The sequence below is a fragment of the Streptomyces sp. Inha503 genome, from assembly GCF_047215865.1.
Taxonomy (GTDB): domain Bacteria; phylum Actinomycetota; class Actinomycetes; order Streptomycetales; family Streptomycetaceae; genus Streptomyces; species Streptomyces lycopersici.
Map to the genome: position 1 here is coordinate 3,629,864 of NZ_CP178360.1, position 17,003 is coordinate 3,646,866.

General features: G+C 71.7%; 19 protein-coding genes. 9 read left to right on the forward strand and 10 right to left on the reverse strand.

Going from position 1 to position 17,003, the window contains the following annotated elements; translation table 11 throughout:
• Positions 1–65 precede the first annotated feature (65 nt).
• Complete coding sequence (locus tag ACJX2R_RS14850; RefSeq protein WP_262702624.1) at positions 66–305, forward strand: hypothetical protein; 240 nt, start codon at positions 66–68, stop codon at positions 303–305.
• Here the strand turns inward: ACJX2R_RS14850 and moaA are convergent, their stop codons facing one another.
• From moaA to ACJX2R_RS14865, 3 genes are all read right to left on the reverse strand, one after another.
• Positions 306–1,295: a GTP 3',8-cyclase MoaA gene (gene moaA / locus ACJX2R_RS14855; protein WP_413100497.1), complete on the reverse strand. Its 990-nt coding sequence runs from the start codon at positions 1,293–1,295 to the stop codon at positions 306–308.
• 101 nt (positions 1,296–1,396) lie between these two features.
• A complete protein-coding gene (locus ACJX2R_RS14860) occupies positions 1,397–3,016 on the reverse strand; it encodes a cation acetate symporter (RefSeq protein ID WP_413100498.1) in 1,620 nt (539 codons plus the stop codon).
• On the reverse strand, positions 3,013–3,369 hold the full coding sequence (locus tag ACJX2R_RS14865) for a DUF485 domain-containing protein (RefSeq protein WP_413100499.1): 357 nt from the start codon (positions 3,367–3,369) through the stop codon (positions 3,013–3,015). The genes ACJX2R_RS14860 and ACJX2R_RS14865 overlap by 4 nt, the downstream gene beginning before the upstream one ends.
• Positions 3,370–4,027: 658 nt before the next feature.
• Between ACJX2R_RS14865 and ACJX2R_RS14870 the strand changes: the two genes are divergently transcribed.
• Complete coding sequence (locus tag ACJX2R_RS14870) at positions 4,028–5,560, forward strand: S8 family peptidase (protein WP_262702628.1); 1,533 nt, start codon at positions 4,028–4,030, stop codon at positions 5,558–5,560.
• Between the two features lie 155 nt (positions 5,561–5,715).
• Here the strand turns inward: ACJX2R_RS14870 and ACJX2R_RS14875 are convergent, their stop codons facing one another.
• Together ACJX2R_RS14875 and ACJX2R_RS14880 are read right to left on the reverse strand one after the other, a co-directional pair.
• Complete coding sequence (locus ACJX2R_RS14875) at positions 5,716–6,384, reverse strand: lysoplasmalogenase (protein WP_413100500.1); 669 nt, start codon at positions 6,382–6,384, stop codon at positions 5,716–5,718.
• Complete coding sequence (locus ACJX2R_RS14880) at positions 6,381–7,313, reverse strand: sterol desaturase family protein (RefSeq protein WP_413100501.1); 933 nt, start codon at positions 7,311–7,313, stop codon at positions 6,381–6,383. The genes ACJX2R_RS14875 and ACJX2R_RS14880 overlap by 4 nt, the downstream gene beginning before the upstream one ends.
• Positions 7,314–7,463: 150 nt before the next feature.
• Here ACJX2R_RS14880 and ACJX2R_RS14885 point away from each other — a divergent pair, with 150 nt between their 5' ends.
• From ACJX2R_RS14885 to ACJX2R_RS14910, 6 genes are all read left to right on the forward strand, one after another.
• Positions 7,464–8,375 carry a hypothetical protein gene (locus ACJX2R_RS14885; protein ID WP_413100502.1) on the forward strand — a complete coding sequence of 304 codons (912 nt, stop codon included), beginning with the start codon at positions 7,464–7,466 and terminating at the stop codon, positions 8,373–8,375.
• 122 nt (positions 8,376–8,497) lie between these two features.
• Positions 8,498–9,484, forward strand: a complete 987-nt coding sequence (locus ACJX2R_RS14890) for a DEDDh family exonuclease (protein WP_413100503.1) — start codon at positions 8,498–8,500, stop codon at positions 9,482–9,484.
• Positions 9,485–9,547: 63 nt separating this feature from the next.
• Positions 9,548–9,781 carry a hypothetical protein gene (locus ACJX2R_RS14895; RefSeq protein WP_037949523.1) on the forward strand — a complete coding sequence of 78 codons (234 nt, stop codon included), beginning with the start codon at positions 9,548–9,550 and terminating at the stop codon, positions 9,779–9,781.
• Between the two features lie 77 nt (positions 9,782–9,858).
• Positions 9,859–10,668 (forward strand): SURF1 family protein, encoded by an 810-nt coding sequence (locus ACJX2R_RS14900; protein ID WP_413100504.1) that lies wholly within the window; start codon positions 9,859–9,861, stop codon positions 10,666–10,668.
• 131 nt (positions 10,669–10,799) lie between these two features.
• Positions 10,800–12,581, forward strand: coding sequence for a glycoside hydrolase family 15 protein (locus ACJX2R_RS14905; protein ID WP_413100505.1), 1,782 nt, complete (start codon positions 10,800–10,802; stop codon positions 12,579–12,581).
• A 4-nt stretch (positions 12,582–12,585) separates the two neighbouring features.
• Positions 12,586–13,341: an SDR family oxidoreductase gene (locus ACJX2R_RS14910; RefSeq protein ID WP_262702635.1), complete on the forward strand. Its 756-nt coding sequence runs from the start codon at positions 12,586–12,588 to the stop codon at positions 13,339–13,341.
• A 214-nt stretch (positions 13,342–13,555) separates the two neighbouring features.
• On the opposite strand, the gene amaP is transcribed toward ACJX2R_RS14910, so the two are convergent.
• The 5 genes from amaP to ACJX2R_RS14935 are packed head-to-tail and all read right to left on the reverse strand — an operon-like array spanning position 13,556 to position 16,059.
• Positions 13,556–14,110 carry an alkaline shock response membrane anchor protein AmaP gene (gene amaP / locus ACJX2R_RS14915; protein WP_413100506.1) on the reverse strand — a complete coding sequence of 185 codons (555 nt, stop codon included), beginning with the start codon at positions 14,108–14,110 and terminating at the stop codon, positions 13,556–13,558.
• 7 nt (positions 14,111–14,117) lie between these two features.
• Entirely contained in the window at positions 14,118–14,804 is a 687-nt protein-coding gene (locus ACJX2R_RS14920; RefSeq protein WP_413100507.1) for a DUF6286 domain-containing protein, read from the reverse strand.
• On the reverse strand, positions 14,801–15,271 hold the full coding sequence (locus ACJX2R_RS14925) for a hypothetical protein (protein ID WP_413105860.1): 471 nt from the start codon (positions 15,269–15,271) through the stop codon (positions 14,801–14,803). The genes ACJX2R_RS14920 and ACJX2R_RS14925 overlap by 4 nt, the downstream gene beginning before the upstream one ends.
• Before the next feature lie 30 nt (positions 15,272–15,301).
• Entirely contained in the window at positions 15,302–15,493 is a 192-nt protein-coding gene (locus ACJX2R_RS14930) for a hypothetical protein (protein WP_020872298.1), read from the reverse strand.
• 41 nt (positions 15,494–15,534) lie between these two features.
• Positions 15,535–16,059 (reverse strand): Asp23/Gls24 family envelope stress response protein, encoded by a 525-nt coding sequence (locus tag ACJX2R_RS14935; protein WP_413100508.1) that lies wholly within the window; start codon positions 16,057–16,059, stop codon positions 15,535–15,537.
• Positions 16,060–16,238: 179 nt separating this feature from the next.
• On the opposite strand from ACJX2R_RS14935, the gene ACJX2R_RS14940 reads away from it, so the two are divergent.
• Positions 16,239–16,943, forward strand: a complete 705-nt coding sequence (locus ACJX2R_RS14940) for a hypothetical protein (protein ID WP_413100509.1) — start codon at positions 16,239–16,241, stop codon at positions 16,941–16,943.
• The last annotated feature ends 60 nt before the right edge of the window (positions 16,944–17,003 follow it).

The window sequence follows — 17,003 nt, forward strand, 5'->3', positions numbered from 1 at the left end:
GGGCGGCTCCCCCCGTGGCTGCCCGGCGTCGTCATGTCCGGCGGGCTTTTCGTAGAGTCTGCGGTGTGAACACCCGCGAGACCGCCGCCGAGACCGATACCGTGATCTGCTCCGCCAAGGGCTGCCACGCCCCCGCCGTATGGGTGCTGGCCTGGAACAACCCCAAGATCCACACCCCGGAGCGGCGCAAGACCTGGCTCGCCTGCGAGGAACACCGCGAATATCTCTCGGAGTTCCTCGGAGTGCGGGGCTTCCTCAAGGACGTGGTGACGCTGGAGGAATGGTCGGCCGCCGAAGACCGGTGATCAACCCCCGATCGCCGACATCGGTCGGTCCGGCTGGAGGAACGAGGGGTCATCGAGCCCGGATCCGGCCTTCTTGCCCCACATCGCCAGCCGCCACAGCCGTGCGATCTCCTCGTCCGGGGCGCCGGAGCGCAGCGCTCCGCGCAGATCGGACTCCTCGCGCGCGAAGAGGCAGGTGCGCACCTGCCCGTCGGCGGTCAGCCGGGTGCGGTCGCAGGCGCGGCAGAACGGGCGGGTGACCGAGGCGATAACGCCGACCCGGGCCGGGCCGCCGTCGACCAGCCAGCGCTCGGCGGGCGCGGAGCCACGCTCGTCCTCGCCCTCGGGGGTGAGGGTGAAGCGGGTGCGCAGACTGGCCAGGATGTCCCCGGCGGTGATCATGCCGTCGCGCTTCCAGCCGTGCTGCGCATCGAGCGGCATCTGCTCGATGAAGCGCAGCTCATAGCCGCTTTCCAGGGCCCAGGCGAGCAGCTCGGGGGCCTCGTCCTCGTTGAGTCCGGGCATCAGCACGGCGTTGACCTTCACCGGGGTCAGCCCAGCGGTGTGCGCCGCGTCGAGGCCGCGCAGCACATCGGCATGGCGCTTGCGCCGGGTGATGGCCTGGAACACCTCCGGACGCAGGGTGTCGAGCGAGACATTGACCCGGTCCAAGCCCGCGTCGCGCAGGGCCTGGGCGGTGCGCTCCAAACCGATGCCGTTGGTGGTGAGCGACATCCGGGGGCGCGGGTCGAGGTCCGCGCAGCGCTCCACGATGCCGACCAGACCGGGGCGCAGCAGTGGCTCACCGCCGGTGAAGCGGACCTCGGTGACCCCGAGGTCGGTGACGGCGATCCGGATCAGCCGGACTATCTCGTCGTCGGTGAGCAGATCCGGTTTGGCCAGCCACTGCAAACCCTCTTCGGGCATGCAGTAGGTGCAGCGCAGATTGCAGCGATCGGTCAAGGAGACACGCAGGTCGGTGGCTACGCGACCATAGGTGTCGATCAGCATGGTGGCGGCCCCTCCACGGTTGGCGTGCGTGCACTGCTCAATTCTCTCGCAGCGTACGTGACGGGTGTGACATGGAGGGGCCGCACGGTGGGAGTGGCTGGTCAGTGGGCTCCGTGCCCGGTGAGCGAGCGCACCTCCAGCTCGGCGTACTTCTCCTTGTCGGGCTGTTCCTTGGAGACGAGGGTGCCCAGCCAGCCGAGCAGGAAGCCCAGCGGGATGGAGATCAGTCCGGGGTTCTCCAGCGGGAACCAGTGGAAGTCCACGTCCGGGAACATCGAGGTCTCCTTGCCCGAGACGACGGGCGAGAAGAGCACCAGGAAGACCGACGAGATCAGTCCGCCGTAGATGGACCACAGCGCGCCCTGGGTGGTGAAGCGTTTCCAGAACAGGCTGTAGAGGATGGTCGGCAGGTTGGCGGAGGCGGCGACCGCGAAGGCGAGCGCCACGAGTCCCGCGACGTTGAGATCTCGTGCGAAGACGCCGAGGACGACGGCGACGGTGCCGATGCCGACGGTGGCCCAGCGCGCGGCCGAGATCTCCTCCTTCTGGGTCGCCTTGCCCTTGCGGATGACGTTGGCGTACAGGTCGTGGGCGAAGGACGACGAGGAGGCGAGGGTGAGCCCGGCGACCACGGCGAGGATCGTCGCGAACGCCACCGCGGAGATCACCGCGAGCAGGATGGCGCCGCCGGTGGAGTCCGGTCCACCGCCGATCTCCTCGGCGAGCAGTGGGGCGGCGGTGTTGCCCGACTTGTTGGAGGCGATGATGTCGTCGTGCCCCAGCAGCGCGGCGGCGCCGAAGCCCAGCGCGATGGTCATCAGGTAGAAGAGGCCGATGATGCCGATGGCCCAGTTGACCGAGTTACGGGCGGCCCGCGCGGTGGGCACGGTGTAGAACCGGATGAGGATGTGGGGCAGGCCCGCGGTGCCCAGGACCAGGGCGATGCCGAGCGAGATGAAGTCCAGCTTGGTGGTGGCGTTGAGCCCGTACTTCAGCCCCGGCTCCAGGAACGCCTCCCCCATGCCGCTGTTCTTGGCCGCCTCGCCCAGCAGGTCGGAGATGTTGAAGTTGAACTTCAGCAGCACCAGGAAGGTGATCAGCAGCGTGCCCGCGATCAGCAGCACGGCCTTGACCATCTGCACCCAGGTAGTGCCCTTCATACCGCCGATGGTCACGTAGAGGATCATCACGACGCCGACGAGGACGACGATGAGGATCTTCCCGGCCTCGCTGGTGATGCCCAGCAGCAGGGAGACCAGCACCCCCGCGCCCGCCATCTGCGCCAGCAGGTAGAAGATCGAGACGACGATGGTGGAGACGCCCGCGGCGGTGCGCACCGGGCGCTGGCGCATCCGGTAGGCGAGCACGTCGCCCATCGTGTAACGGCCGGAGTTCCGCAGCGGCTCGGCGACCAGCAGCAGGGCCACCAGCCAGGCGACGAGGAAGCCGATCGAGTACAGGAAGCCGTCGTAGCCGGAGAGCGCGATGGCGCCGGCGATGCCGAGGAAGGACGCGGCGGACATGTAGTCGCCGGAGATGGCCAGGCCGTTCTGGAAGCCGGTGAACTGGCGGCCGCCGGCGTAGAAGTCGGTGGCGTCCTTGGTCTGGCGGCCCGCCCAGACGGTGATGGCCAGGGTGGCCAGGACGAAGACGGCGAAGAGCGTGATGATCAACGGCCGGTTGTCCGAGGCGCTCTCGGCGGCGAGCAGGTGGGGGCTCATGAGCGCTCCTCCAGACGGGACTTGATGGCCTGGGCGCGGGGATCCAGCTTGGTGGCGGCGTGCCGGGAGTACCACCAGGCGATCAGGAAGGTGGTCAGGAACTGGGCGAGCCCGAACACCAGGGCCACGTTGATATGGCCTGCGACCTTGGTGCCCATGAAGCCGTCCGCGTAGTTGGACAGCAGGACGTAGAGCAGGTACCAGCTGACGAACGCGATGGTGAGCGGGAAGGCGAACGAGCGGTGGGCACCGCGCAGTTCGCCGAACTCCGCGCTCGCTTGGACCTCGGCGTAGGCAGAACGGTCAAATTGCCGCTGATCGTCGGGGCGATCGTTGGCCGGTGCGGTATCCACGGTCTCTCCTGGTGAGTGGGTCCGACGGGAATGAATACGGCGGCGAGTGATCCAGATCACGCATGGTAGGGCGGCGCGGACCCGTACGACAGAGGCCGGTTGATTGAAAGACGGATAAGAATTCGGGGGAGGGATCGGCTCCGGGTACTGTGGCGGGTTTTCTTCCGGAATGCATTGATGTCAGACCTTGATCAGCGATAGCTTCCTTCGTCATGTACCCGCCCAGCCGCCGAGGGCGTCCGGGCGGCCCGTAAGGATGAAGTGGAGACCCCATGGCTCATCTGAGATCGGCTCCTCCAAGACCCGGACGGCGGGCTTTTGACGACCCGTCGGCTTCGCACCACCCCCTCACCACTCCCCGCCGCCTCTGCCCCGGTTCCGCGGCGTCCCGGGGTATCGAGGCGGCGCGCGGGAGCCGCGCCGCGAGGGCGCGCACATTCGCTTGTGCGGATGACCCCGGCCGGACCGCCGCCGTTGACGCGGCCCGCCGGACCGCCGCCCGCGCCCGGGGGCTCCGCGTCCCCCGAGTGGCGCGCTGAGCGCGCGTCCGCGCCCCCGGTCCGGAACGCTGACGATCCAGCCCGGTCCGCCCGCCCAGAGCCTTCTCATCCACCTCGAGATGCGCCTCGAGAGAACCGTCGAGAGAACCGGAGTACCCATGACGCCGCGCCGCACCTCCCTGCCGCTGCGCACCGCCGCGATACCCGCCGCCATGGCGCTCACCACCGCGCTGGCCTTCCTGCCCACCACCGCCACCGCGCTCGGACGGGACGGCCACGCCGCCGCGGCCGCCACGGCCGACGGCCCGTCCCTGAGCTATGTCGTCAACACCCGCCCGGGCCAGGACCCGTCCCGGATCCGCAAGGCCATCGCCCAGGCCGGCGGCACGGTCGTGGTGTCCTACGACCGGATCGGCGTCATCGTCGTCCACTCCGCCAACCCGGACTTCGCCAAGACCGTCCGTAAGGTGCGCGGCGTCACCTCCGCCGGGAACACCCGCACCGCCCCGCTGCCCGCCCAGTCCACCGACGACATCGACACGCCGAAGCTGCTGAGCGAGAAGCAGCGGCAGGCGGTGGCGGCGAAGGCGAAGGCCGGGCAGGACCCGCTGGAGCCGCTCCAGTGGGATCTGCCGGCGATCAAGGCGGACAAGGCGCATGAGAAGAGCCTGGGCAGCCGTAAGGTCACCGTCGGGGTCATCGACACCGGTGTGGACGACACCCACCCCGATCTGGCGCCGAACTTCGACCGTAAGGCGTCCGTCAACTGTGTGACGGGCAAGCCGGACACCGCCGACGGCGCCTGGCGGCCGAGCGCCGAGGAGTCCCCGCACGGCACGCATGTGGCGGGCGAGATCGCCGCCGCGAAGAACGGCGTCGGCGTCACCGGTGTGGCCCCGGGCGTCAAGGTCTCCGGGATCAAGGTGTCCACGACGGCCGGGTTCTTCTACACCGAGGCGGTCGTCTGCGGCTTCGTCTGGGCCGCAGAGCACGGCGTGGACGTCACCAACAACAGCTATTACACCGACCCGTGGTACTTCAACTGCACCACGGACCCGGACCAGAAGGCCCTGGTCGAGGCGGTGCGCCGGGCCTCGTCGTACGCCGAGCGCCGGGGCGTGGTCAATGTGGCCGCGGCGGGGAACGAGAACTACGACCTGACCTCGGACACCATCACCGACCCCTCCAGCCCCAACGACACCACCCCCGGTGACCGGGAGGTGGACCCGAGCGTCTGCCTGGACATCCCGACCCAGCTGCCGGGCGTCGTCACGGTCGCCTCGACCGGCGCCAAGGGGCTCAAGTCCTCGTTCTCCAACTACGGTCTGGGGATCATCGACATCGCTGCCCCCGGCGGCGACAGCACCGCCTACCAGAAGCCCGAGCCCCCGGCCACCAGCGGCCTGATCTACAACACGCTGCCGGGCGGGCAGTACGGCTACATGGCGGGCACGTCGATGGCCTCGCCGCATGTGGCCGGTGTCGCGGCGCTCATCAAGAGCACCCATCCGCACGCCTCCCCCTGGCAGGTGAAGGCGCTGCTCAAGGCCGAGGCCGATGACCTGGCCTGCCCGACGCCGTACGACATCGACGGCGACGGCACGGTCGACGCGGTGTGCGAGGGCGGCAAGCGGTACAACGGCTTCTACGGCGCCGGGCTCGCGGACGCCCTGGACGCCGTCGAGAAGTGACCGGCTGACACAAGCACGGGCCACGGGCCGCCGGGGCGGAGCAGCCGCCCCGGCGGCCCGTGTGTGTTCGGTTCCTCGGCGCTTACGCGTCACGGCCTTACGGACGTCACGGCCTTACGCGTCACGGCCTTACCGACATCACGGCCTTACGGGTGTCACGGGCTGACGAGCGCCCGTTCCGGCGCGGGGCGCGGGACCGCGTCGCGCGTCGCCCCCGCCGCCAGCAGCCACTGGGCGGCTATATAGGTGGCCATGATCCAGAACTGGGGCACCGGCGGCCGTGGCCAGTCGGCGAGCCCGGCAGCGATCAGGGTGTCGGAGAGCATGAACAGCGCCCCGCCGAGCCCGGTCCGCACACCCGCCCCGAGCGCGGCCAGCGCCATGACCGTCAGCAGCAGGCTGTAGCCCGCGACGGGAAGCCGCAGATGCGCCGCGAGGCCGGGCCACAGCAGCGCCACCGTGCCCAGCCACGCGACCCCGTACCCGGCGGCCACCCAGGGCGCCGTACGGCGCCGCCAGGCGCGGGCGAACAGCGCCAGATAGCAGAGGTGCCCGGCCGCGAAGCACCCCATTCCGGCCAGGAACGCGGTCTCGCCGCCGATCTGCAACAGCACATCGCCCCCGCAGCCGCACAGCAGCGCGGCCGGGAGCGGCCACGGCCCGCCCCGCGCCAGGGCCCATACGGCGAGCACGGGCATCAGGGCGGGCTTGGTGAGGTGGACGGCGGTTGTGGCGTCCAGGAGCAGCGCGCCCAGATGAACGGCGGTCAGCAGCGCGAGGAGGGCACACAGGACCGTCGTCGCGCGCCCGGCGGCGACCGTCACCGCACGCTCTCGCCGACCGGCTGCGGCCGCCCGGCCTCCGAACCGGCGCCCGGGGAACCGGCCTCCGAACCGGCCTCCGGGAGACCCGCCTCCGGGACCGTCGCGGGCTGCCAGCCCGGTCCCCGGAAGACCCGGCCCGCCCGCTCGCGCCAGTCCCGCGCCGCCGCGATGTCGCGGGCGATGGCCGCGTACTCATGCGTGGCCACGCGCAGCGGGTTGTAGGTGTCGATGTTCTTCGTCAGGCCGTAGACGGGCCGCTCGGTCTCGGGGACGAAGGACCCGAAGAGCCGGTCCCAGACGATGAGGATGCCCCCGAAGTTGCGGTCCAGATAGCCGCCTTGGGAGGCGTGGTGGACGCGGTGGTGCGAGGGGGTGTTGAAGACGAACTCGACGGGGCGCGGCAGGGTGCCGATCCGCTCGGTGTGGATCCAGAACTGGTAGACGAGGTTCACCGACGAGCAGAACGCCACCGCCGCCGGATGCACCCCGAGCGCGATCATCGGCACGTAGAACGGCCAGACGGTCCAGGTGGTCCACGGCTGCCGCAGGGCGGTGGTGAAGTTGAACTTGCGACTGGAGTGGTGCACCACATGGCACGCCCACAGGATGCGGATGACATGGTGCCCGCGGTGCGACCAGTAGTAGAAGAAGTCCTGGGCGAGCAGCATCAGCGGCAGCGTCCACCACACCACCGGGACGCGCAGCGGGGTGAGTTCGTAGACGGCGGCGTAGATCGCCACAATCGGGATCTTCCACAGCAGATCGAAGACCAGGCTGCCGAGCCCCATGGTGACGCTGGTCGCGGCGTCCTTCGCCGCGTAGCCCTCGGCGTCGTCGTCGGGGTGGAAGCGGTAGCTCACCATCTCCACGACGGCGAGCAGGACAAAGGCCGGTATCGACCACATCACGGCATTGGGCAGGTGCGGCATGTCCGCAACATAGAACCGCCCTCAAGGCCGCCGCTAGGGGTAGTTACCAACAAGTATGGTAGATGCGGCGTCAACAACAGGTCTCGCCCCGGACGGCATAGCTGATGACGGCATGGCCGATGGCGGCATGGCCGATTAAGCTCCCCGCCTGTGCGCAGAGCCAGAGAACGGTTTCGGATCGGCGGCATGGCCTTCGCCTGTCTGCTGTCGGCGCTCACCACGGGGTGCTCCTCCGGGGCGGGCGGCGATGACTCCTCCTCAGCCCTGATGGACGCGGTGGGGCACATCTCGACCGCGGGCGCGAAGGGGGCCCAGGTCTCCTATCTCGACGCCGCCCGGGTGCGATCCCTGGAGAAGGGCGAGAAGGGCGGCTCCCAGCGGTTCCGCGCCGTCGGCCAGGCGGGCAGTCCGCTGATGACGAGCTACCGCTTCAACGCCCATGCCTATGGCCTCGATCCGGCCATGATCGACACCGATGTGACCAATGGATACGCCGGGCACTGGCAGGGCTCCTTCGACGCGGACCGCGTCACCGCCAAGCTCAAGGCGGGCGGATTCGCCCGGCGCACCTGGCACGGCGAGACGGTCTGGACGAAGGACGGGATCACCCTCCAGGTCGCCAAGGACGAGATCTCCTTCGGCAACGCCGACAAGGGCCTGTCGGCGGTGCGCCCGGCCAGGGGCAAGTCCGTGGCGGACGACCCGGACTACCGGGCGCTGGGCGACTGTCTGGGCGATGTCTACCGCGTCGACTTCGGCGGGAAGGACCCCAAGGACCCGGTGCGCCTCTCGGCCACCGGACAGCTGGCGAAGTCCGCGAACCAGACATCCGGGGTCATCTGCGCCCTCACCGACGGCAAACGGACCGCCGAACGGGCCGCCGACCGCCTGAAGTCCGTCATCCGCCAGCGGGCCCCGCGCTTCGACGGCGCCAAGGTGACGGTTCTCACCGGGGATTCGCCCGGGGTGAAGGTGACGGTGCCCGACCGCCCGGGCGACAAGCGCGCCGGCCGCCTCCTCATCAGCGACGTCGATCTACAGCTGGCCCTGTCCAAACTCTGACCCGCCGTATGCGGACCCCGACCCGCCGCCGGGGCCCGACGCCCCGTCAACCCCGGGGCGGCGTACGTCCCGACCGGCCCGCCGGTCAGGGTTGTCGGTGACGGCCCGTATCCTCATTGACCATGCTCGAAGACCCCACGGCAGCCGCCCCGCACCTCGCCCCGCCGTCCTCCTGGCCGGCCACCTATCCGCAGGGGTACGCGGTCGTCGACGTGGAGACCACCGGCCTCGCCCGCGACGACCGGATCGTCTCCGCGGCGGTCTATCAGCTCGACGCCCGGGGCGCGGTGCAGGACCACTGGTACACGCTGGTCAATCCGCAGCGCGATCCCGGCCCGGTGTGGATCCACGGCCTCACCGAGGAGATGCTCGCGGGCGCCCCGCGCTTCCCCGAGATCGCCGCGGAGCTCTCCGCGCGCCTGGCCGACCGCGTCCTGGTGGCGCACAACGCCGCCTTCGACTGGTCGATGCTCGCCCGCGAGTACGCCCGCACCCGCGGCGCCGCGCCCGTGCGGCAGCGGCTGTGCACCATCGCCCTCTCCAAGGAGCTGGGCCTGCCGCTGCCCAACCACAAGCTGGAGACCCTCGCCGCGCACTACGGAGTGGTCCAGCGGCGCGCCCACCACGCCCTGGACGACGCGCGGGTGCTCGCCGAGACCTTCCGGCCCAGCCTCCACCGCGCCGCCGAGACCGGGCTGCGGCTGCCGCTGCTGGCCTGCCAGCCGCTCACCGAGTGGTCCGACGGCCCGGCCATCGGCCGCCAGCGGTCGTACCAGCAGACCTGGCGCCCCAGCCGCAAGCGCCCCGCCTGCCCCTATCCCAACCCCGGGCGCTACGAGCCGGGCGGGCAGCTGGTCCAGGGCATGCGGGTGGCGTTCTCCGGGGACACCTCCGTGGACCGCGAGCTGCTGGAGGACCGGGCGATCGAGGCCGGGCTGCACGTGGCCACCAGCGTCTCCCGGCTCACCAGCGTGCTGGTCACCAACGACCCCGAGTCGCCCACGTCCAAGACCACCAAGGCCCGCTCCTTCGGCACACCCGTCATCGACGAGGCCGCCTTCATGCAGCTCCTCCAGGACGTCACCCCCGCGCCGCCGACAAACAGGTGAAGTCGGCGCGACGCGCCCGTCCGCCGCTCGCCCGCCACCGCGCGGCCCCGCACGCTGAGGCGCATGGCACGTTGTGAGGTCTGCGGAAACGACTACCGGATGACATTCGAAGTGCATGCACAGGGCAATGTGCACGTCTTCGACTGTTTCCAGTGCGCCATTCACCGCATGGCGCCCATTTGTGAGCACTGCCGGGCCCAGATCATCGGGCAGGGCGTGGAGGCCGACGGCCAGTTCTACTGCTGTGCGCACTGCGCGCGGGCGGAAGGGAAGGTGGGCATCGTCGACCATGTGTGAACCCGGCCACCTGCGTGGATTGTCCTGAGCCGCCCCCAGCGGTCGAGGGACAATCCACGCCGAGTAGGGTCAAGGATGTGTACCGCTTCCTGTTGACCCGGCAGTGGGTGATCCTCACACTCGTGGCCCTGGCCCTGATCCCGACGATGATCAGGCTGGGTTTCTGGCAGCTGCACCGCCATGAGCACCGGGTCGCGCAGAACCAGCTGATCGGGGACAACCTCGACGCCCCGGCCGTGGCCGTCGAGAAGTTCACCGCCCCCGGCCGTACGGTCCCCCGCGGTGACACCTGGCGCACCGTGACCGCCACCGGCACCTATGACACCGCCCATGAGGTCGTCGTCCGCCAGCGCACCGGCTCCGACGAGCAGTCCATCGGCTACTTCGTGCTCACCCCGCTGCTGCTCCCGGACGACCGCGCGGTGCTGGTCAACCGGGGCTGGATCCCGGCGGGCACGGACCTCACCAAGTTCCCCAAGGTCCCCGCCGCCCCCTCCGGCAAGGTCACCGTCACCGGCCGGCTGAAGGCCGACGAGACCACGGGCAACAGCGGCATCAAGGACAAGCAGGGGCTGCCGCCCCGCCAGGTCTCGCTGATCAACAGCGAACAGCAGGCGAAGGCGCTGTCCCGGCCCGTCCTCGGCGGCTACATCGAGCTCACCTCGTCCTCCCCCAAGGGCGGCAAGCAGCCCCAGCCGGTCCCCGCGCCCAACCACAGCGACATCGGCCCGCATATGGCGTACGCCGTCCAGTGGTGGCTGTTCTCCGCGGGGGTGCCCATCGGCTGGTTCGTACTGGCCCGCCGCGAGCGCCGGGACCGCGCCGCAGAGGCCGCGAAGGCGGCGGCCACTCCGGAGAAGGTCCCCGCCACGGCCGCCACGGACTAAGCGGTCCGCACGATCTGCCCAGGCCCCGGCCAGCGGGGCGTGCCACCTGCGGCAGGCCTTCCCCCTCCCCGCCCAGCGGATCTTGGCCGGGCGGGGGCCTAGAATCCCGCTTCCCCGGGAAAGCGCCGGACATGGCCCAGCACATCGACGACTACGCCCTCATCGGTGACCACCAGACGGCTGCCCTGGTCAGCCGCCATGGCTCGATCGACTGGCTGTGCCTGCCCCGCTTCGACTCCCCCGCCTGCTTCGCCGCGCTCCTCGGCGACCGCGACAACGGCCATTGGCGGCTCGCCCCCAAGGGCGCGGGCGCCTGCACCCGCCGCGGCTACCTCGACGACTCCCTCGTCCTGGAATCGGTCTGGGAGACGGGGACGGGCACGGTCAAGGTCGTCGACTTCATGCCGCAGCGCGACCGCGCCCCCGATGTCGTCCGCATCGTCGAGGGCGTCTCCGGCAGCGTCGAGATGCTCGGCGTCCTGCGGCTCCGCTTCGACTACGGGCGGATCGTCCCCTGGGTGCGCCGCACCGACGGCCACCGGATCGCGATCGCCGGGCCGGACTCCGTATGGCTGCGCTCGGAGCCCGAGGTCCACACCTACGGCGAGGACTTCAGCACCCGCTCCGAGTTCACCGTCTCGGCCGGGGACCGGGTGGCCTTCGTGCTCACCTGGCACCCCTCCCATGAGCCCCGCCCCCGGCTCGTCGACCCGTACGACTCCTTCCGCGCCAGCCTGGAGGACTGGCGCGGCTGGGCCGCCCGGTGCCGCTACGAGGGCCCGTACCGGGACGCCGTCATACGCTCCCTGATCACCCTCAAGGCGCTCACCTACGCTCCGAGCGGCGGGGTCGTCGCGGCCCCCACCACCTCGCTGCCCGAGCGGCTGGGCGGGGTCCGCAACTGGGACTACCGCTACTGCTGGCTGCGCGACTCCACCCTCACCCTGAACGCCCTGCTCCGCGCCGGCTACCACGAGGAGGCCGTCGCCTGGCGCGACTGGCTGCTGCGGGCGATCGCCGGCGACCCGGCGGAGCTTCAGATCATGTACGGCCTGGCGGGCGAGCGCCGGGTCCATGAGCAGGAGCTGACCTGGCTGGAGGGGTACGAGCACTCGACCCCGGTCCGGGTCGGCAACGACGCGGTCGACCAGCGCCAGCTCGACATCTACGGCGAGGTGCTCGACACCCTCCACCTCGCCCGCGCCTCCGGGCTGCCCGCCGAACCGCACGCCTGGAAGATCCAGACCGCGCTGATGGACTTCCTGGAGTCCGCCTGGCGCGACCCCGACGAAGGGCTGTGGGAGGTCCGCGGGCCCCGCCGCCACTTCGTCCACTCCAAGGTCATGGCCTGGGTGGCCGCCGACCGCGCCGTCCGCGCGATGGAGGCCGACCCGGAGCTGGGCGGGGACGCGAACCGCTGGCGCGCGATGCGCGACGCCGTCCACCGCGAGGTCTGCGAGAAGGGCTACGACCCCGAGCGGTCCGCCTTCACCCAGTCCTACGGCTCGGCCGAGCTGGACGCCGCGACCCTGCTCATCCCGCGCGTGGGCTTCCTCCCCGCCACCGATCCCCGCGTCCTCGGCACCATCGACGCCGTCCGCCGCGAGCTCAGCGCGGACGGCCTGATCCGCCGCTACACCACCGACGGCGGCGTGGACGGCCTCCCCGGCGCCGAGGGCGCCTTCCTCGTCTGCTCCTTCTGGCTCGCCGACGCCCTCCAGCTGGCCGGCCGCCGCAAGGACGCCCTGGCCCTCTTCGAACGCCTCCTCGCGCTCCGCAACGACGTCGGGCTGCTCGCCGAGGAGTACGACCCGGCGGCCGGCCGGCAGCTCGGCAACTTCCCTCAGGCGTTCAGCCACATCGGACTGGTGGGGACCGCCCTCACCCTCGCGGAACCGCCCAGGGCAGACTGACCCCATGGATCTTGGACTCAAAGACCGGGTGTACATCGTCACCGGGGCCACCCGCGGGCTGGGGCTCGCGGCCGCCCGTGAGCTGATCGCCGACGGTGCGAAGACCGTCATCACCGGCCGCGACGCCGATACGGCGGCCGCCGTCGCCGCCGACCTCGGGCCGAACGCGGTCGGGGTCGCCGCCGACAACGCCGACCCCGAGGCGGCGGCCCGCCTCATCGCCACCGCCCGGGAGCACTTCGGCGGCTTCGACGGCATCCTCATCAGCGTCGGCGGCCCGCCGGCCGGACTGACCGCCGACATCACCGACGCCCAGTGGCAGGCCGCCTTCGACTCCGTCTTCCTCGGCGCCGTCCGCCTCGCCCGCGCCGCCGCGGAGCGGCTCCCCTCAGGGGGCGTGATCGGCTTCGTCCTCTCCGGCTCCGTCCGCGAGCCGATCCCCGGCCTCACCGTCTCCAACGGCCTGCGCCCCGGCCTCGCGGGCTTCGCCAAGTCCCTCTCCCTCGAGGTCGGCCCCCGCGGCATCCGCGTCGTGGGCCTCCTCCCGGCCCGTATCGACACCGACCGCGTGCGCGAGCTCGATTCCCTCTCCGGCGACGCGGAGGCCTCACGGGAGCGGAACGCGGCGGCGATTGCGCTGCGGCGGTACGGGACGCCCGAGGAATTCGGCAAGGCCGCGGCGTTCCTGCTGTCGCCTGCGGCGTCGTATCTGACCGGGCTGATGCTGCCGGTGGACGGCGGGGCCCTCCACAACATCTGAGGGGTCGCCTGCGGAAGTCAGCCTCTCCGGCGTTTGAGGAGCGGGGTCCGGGGCGGAGCCCCGGTGGGGGTCCAGGGGGCGCAGCCCCATGGTTTCGGGAAGGGGCGGGGTGGGGGATTGCCCGCCGGAGGCAAACGGACCGACCGAGCGGGAATCGCCCGCCGGAGGCGGACACGGGGCGGCGGGGTCACGCCACGCATCCGCGCTCGCAGCGCTACCGCGCCCGCTCCGCCCCGTGCCGCGCCACCCTCAGCCGCACCTCCGCCGGAAGCCGCTCCAGCCCCGCCGACGTGCGGGCGCGCTCCAGGGCCTCCGCTCGCACCGCGTCCAGAGTCGACAGCGGATCCGCCCGCGCGTCCAGCGCCAAGCCCATCCGGGCCTCCGGTGTCGTCCGGCGGCCCCGTAGCAGGACGTGGGCGCGCTCCACGCCGTCCAGCGACTCCGCGTCCGACAAGAGGGCGGCCTCCAGGGCGCGACCCCGTAGCAGGGCGCCCTCGCCGTCGCCCGTCTCCACGAGGACTTCCTGGAGGCGACGGCGTCGCAGCTGGACCAGGAACCAGCACAGCGAAAGCACGAACAGCACCGCAAGCGCCGCGATGACGGCCGGCCACCACCATCCGGTGTCCCGCCACCGCGTGCGGTCCGCCCGGCTGAGCAGCACATCGTCGCGGCCGTCGAACGGCGGCCACCCGGCCAGGACCACCGCGCCCGCGGCGGCCAGCACCAGCCCCACGAGCCCGAGCAGCACCCGGTTGACGACACTCAGCATGGCGCGCTCACCCCTTCGACTTCGCGGAGCGCCGTACGCGGACGGAGAGGGCGGGCGGCCGGGCCAGGCCGAGTTGGCGGATGCCCTCGTGGAGGGCGGTGTCCAGATCCGCGCGTACCTCGTCGAGGTCGCGGAAGTGGGCCAGCGCGCGGGCCCTGATCCGCCGTCGGCCGACGTCCACGCGGGCCGACCGGACACCGGGCACCTCCATCGCCCGGTCCCGCAGCACCAGCCCCGCCGACGTTCGGTCGATTCCCGCTCGAACGGCGGCCTCGGCTTCTGCCCCCGGCCCCGCTCCCGACTCCGGCTCCGGCGCCCGCATCGGCAGCAGCCCTCGCAGCCCCGGCGCCATCGCCATGACCACCATCCACACCCCCAGCGCGGCCAGCAGCGCCGCCCCGCCCACGATCCACGCGTTGTCCAGCGGCCGCGAGGCGAGTTCATCGGCGAGCCAGTCCCGCCACCGCATGGCGCGCCGCCCCGAGCGCACGGCCGCAACGTCGTACAGCAGCAGCCCGCTGACGGCGGCGATGACCAGGGCGACGATCCCGGCCGGTACCCGCCGCTCGGACCAGAAGCGCCGGACCCGCCCGGGCGGATCCCCGTCCCCGGTACCGGAACCGGCACCCGTCCCCACCCTCGCGCCGTACGCCGACGCCGAGGTGGACTGACGCATCTTCTGGTCCGCGTTCATCGCACCCTGTCCCTCCCCCGACGCGCCCTGCGCTCCGGGCGCTCCCACTTCGGCACATGCAGCCGTTCGACCGTCACCGCGACCTCGGGCACCTCCATGCCCGTCATCTCGCCTACCCGTTCGATCACCTGACGACGCACCGCACCGCAGTGCGCGCCGATGTCCGAGGGATAGCCGAGCTCGACGGAGACCCGGACGCGCGCGACTCCGCCGCGCACCGCGGCGACCGCGTACGGCCGCGCCGCACCGACGACATCGGCGAGGACGGCCTCACCAGGGTCCACACCGACGTCCGCACCCGTGTCCGCGCCGCCGACCGCACCGGCGTTCGCGCCCGTATCCGCACCGCCGACCGCGCCAGCGCCCGCCGCGCCGCCGCCCCGGAGCGCCTCCCGCGCCGCCTGTGAGGCGATCTTCGCCACGACCCGGTCCGCGATCCGCGTCGCACCCCGCTCACCCGGCTCCACCACGGCACGTCCTTACGGTCGTCATGGCGCTCACCGTGGCCGTCCGTCACGGCCACGGGAACGGAAGAAGTCGCCCGGTTCCAGATCACCGTCCAGGAACCGACCGACGATGAACCCGACGGCTCCCAACGCCGCCACCAGCAGAAAGGCCCCGAAACCACCGAAGTAACCTGCGAAAGCCAGCGCCATTCCCGCGATCATCCCGACCACGGCCATGCTCATCGTGTGCTCCTTCGCTGGAGCCAACCGGAACCGCTGCCGGCCTACTGGAGCCGCGGCTCCGGCGATTCCTCTTCCTCGTCCGGCAACTTCACATCGCTGACCGCGATATTGACCTCGACGACCTCGAGGCCGGTCATCCGCTCGACCGCCGCGATCACGTTCTCCCGTACGGCCCGTGCGACATCGGCGATGGAGACGCCGTAGTCCACCACGATCTCCAGGTCGAGGGCCGTCTGTACCTCCCCCACCTCCGCCTTCACCCCGCGGGTGACCGACCGGCCGCCGGGCACCCGGTCCCGTACGACCCCGAAGGTACGCGCGAGACCGCCACCCATGGCGTGGACGCCGACCACGTCGCGGGCCGCCATGCCCGCGATCTTCTCGACGACGCCGTCGGCGATGGTGGTGCGCCCCCGCACTGCCGGGTCGCCTCCGCCCCGCCGGGTCCGATCGGTGGCGGCGGCCGCCGCGGCGAGGCCGGGCCCGGCGCCCAGTGTCTTGGGCGTACCGGCGGCGGGTTCCGTTGCGGGGTTCTCGGGTCGGTTCCGTGGTGCGGTCTCGGACATCACCGATCGTCCCTTCCGAGGCGAAGAGCGGTGGAAGCGATTTCCGCTCGCTCTATTTGCCACCTTAAAGGGGCCTTCCCCGAACCGCTTCGGAGATGCGGCACTCGCGCGATCGATACGGCAGGCTGAGAGCTGAGAGCGGTGGGGCTCACGTCCGTACGGCGGTAAGGGGTGACACGGTGGTCACGGACCGGCTCGCGCAGACCGTGAGGGAGCAGTTGCGGATCGGTCGGCTCCTGCCCCTGGGCGAGCGGGAGGACGGCTCCTGGATCACCGAACGGGCGGCGAGCGATGTGCTGGGGCGGGCCGCCGCCGAGGTCCCCGGCGCGCGTCTGGGAGCGCTGCGGATCGGGCCCGCCGACCCCGGCACCGCCGGGACACCCGCGGTTCCGCCGCCGCCGAGCGCGCTGCCGCCGGGGCCCCTGCGCATCGCGGCGGAGTGCGGGGCGACGCTGGAGGAACCGCTTCCGGTGACGGTGGACCGGCTGCGGGACGTACTGCTCGACGCGGTGACGGACCGGCTCGGCCTGCTGGTGGAGGCGGTGGACATACGGGTGACGGAGGTGCTGGACGAGTTCCCGGCCCCGTCCCCGGAGGCCCCGCGACCCCACCCGGTGGAAAGCCCCGCCCCGGATCCCGCCACCGCGGCCATCGCCCGCGCCGCCGCCTCCGTGCCCGGCGTCGCCCGGCTCGCGCCGGTGCTGGGCTCGCCCCGGGCCGTGCGGATCGAGGGGGCGCACATCCGGATCGAGCTGGCCGTGGCGGCGGATCACCGTGCCGTGGATGTGGCGAGGGCGGTACGAACGGCGGTGGCGGAGGCCGCCCCGGCGCCGGGGGACCAGCCGCCCACGGTGGCCGTCCTCGTCACGGCCGTGGAGCCCTGACTCACGGCCGTGCGGCCCTGACTCACGGCCGTGGGGCCCTGAGTCACCGCCGTGGAGCCC

Coding starts and splice junctions, on each gene's coding strand:
- moaA (WP_413100497.1), bottom strand. CDS start 1,295: ATGCTGATCGACACCTATGGTCGCGTAGCCACCGACCTGCGTGTCTCC.
- ACJX2R_RS14860 (WP_413100498.1), bottom strand. CDS start 3,016: ATGAGCCCCCACCTGCTCGCCGCCGAGAGCGCCTCGGACAACCGGCCG.
- ACJX2R_RS14870 (WP_262702628.1), top strand. CDS start 4,028: ATGACGCCGCGCCGCACCTCCCTGCCGCTGCGCACCGCCGCGATACCC.
- ACJX2R_RS14880 (WP_413100501.1), bottom strand. CDS start 7,313: ATGCCGCACCTGCCCAATGCCGTGATGTGGTCGATACCGGCCTTTGTC.
- ACJX2R_RS14890 (WP_413100503.1), top strand. CDS start 8,498: ATGCTCGAAGACCCCACGGCAGCCGCCCCGCACCTCGCCCCGCCGTCC.
- ACJX2R_RS14895 (WP_037949523.1), top strand. CDS start 9,548: ATGGCACGTTGTGAGGTCTGCGGAAACGACTACCGGATGACATTCGAA.
- ACJX2R_RS14905 (WP_413100505.1), top strand. CDS start 10,800: ATGGCCCAGCACATCGACGACTACGCCCTCATCGGTGACCACCAGACG.
- ACJX2R_RS14910 (WP_262702635.1), top strand. CDS start 12,586: ATGGATCTTGGACTCAAAGACCGGGTGTACATCGTCACCGGGGCCACC.
- amaP (WP_413100506.1), bottom strand. CDS start 14,110: ATGCTGAGTGTCGTCAACCGGGTGCTGCTCGGGCTCGTGGGGCTGGTG.
- ACJX2R_RS14920 (WP_413100507.1), bottom strand. CDS start 14,804: ATGAACGCGGACCAGAAGATGCGTCAGTCCACCTCGGCGTCGGCGTAC.
- ACJX2R_RS14930 (WP_020872298.1), bottom strand. CDS start 15,493: ATGAGCATGGCCGTGGTCGGGATGATCGCGGGAATGGCGCTGGCTTTC.
- ACJX2R_RS14935 (WP_413100508.1), bottom strand. CDS start 16,059: ATGTCCGAGACCGCACCACGGAACCGACCCGAGAACCCCGCAACGGAA.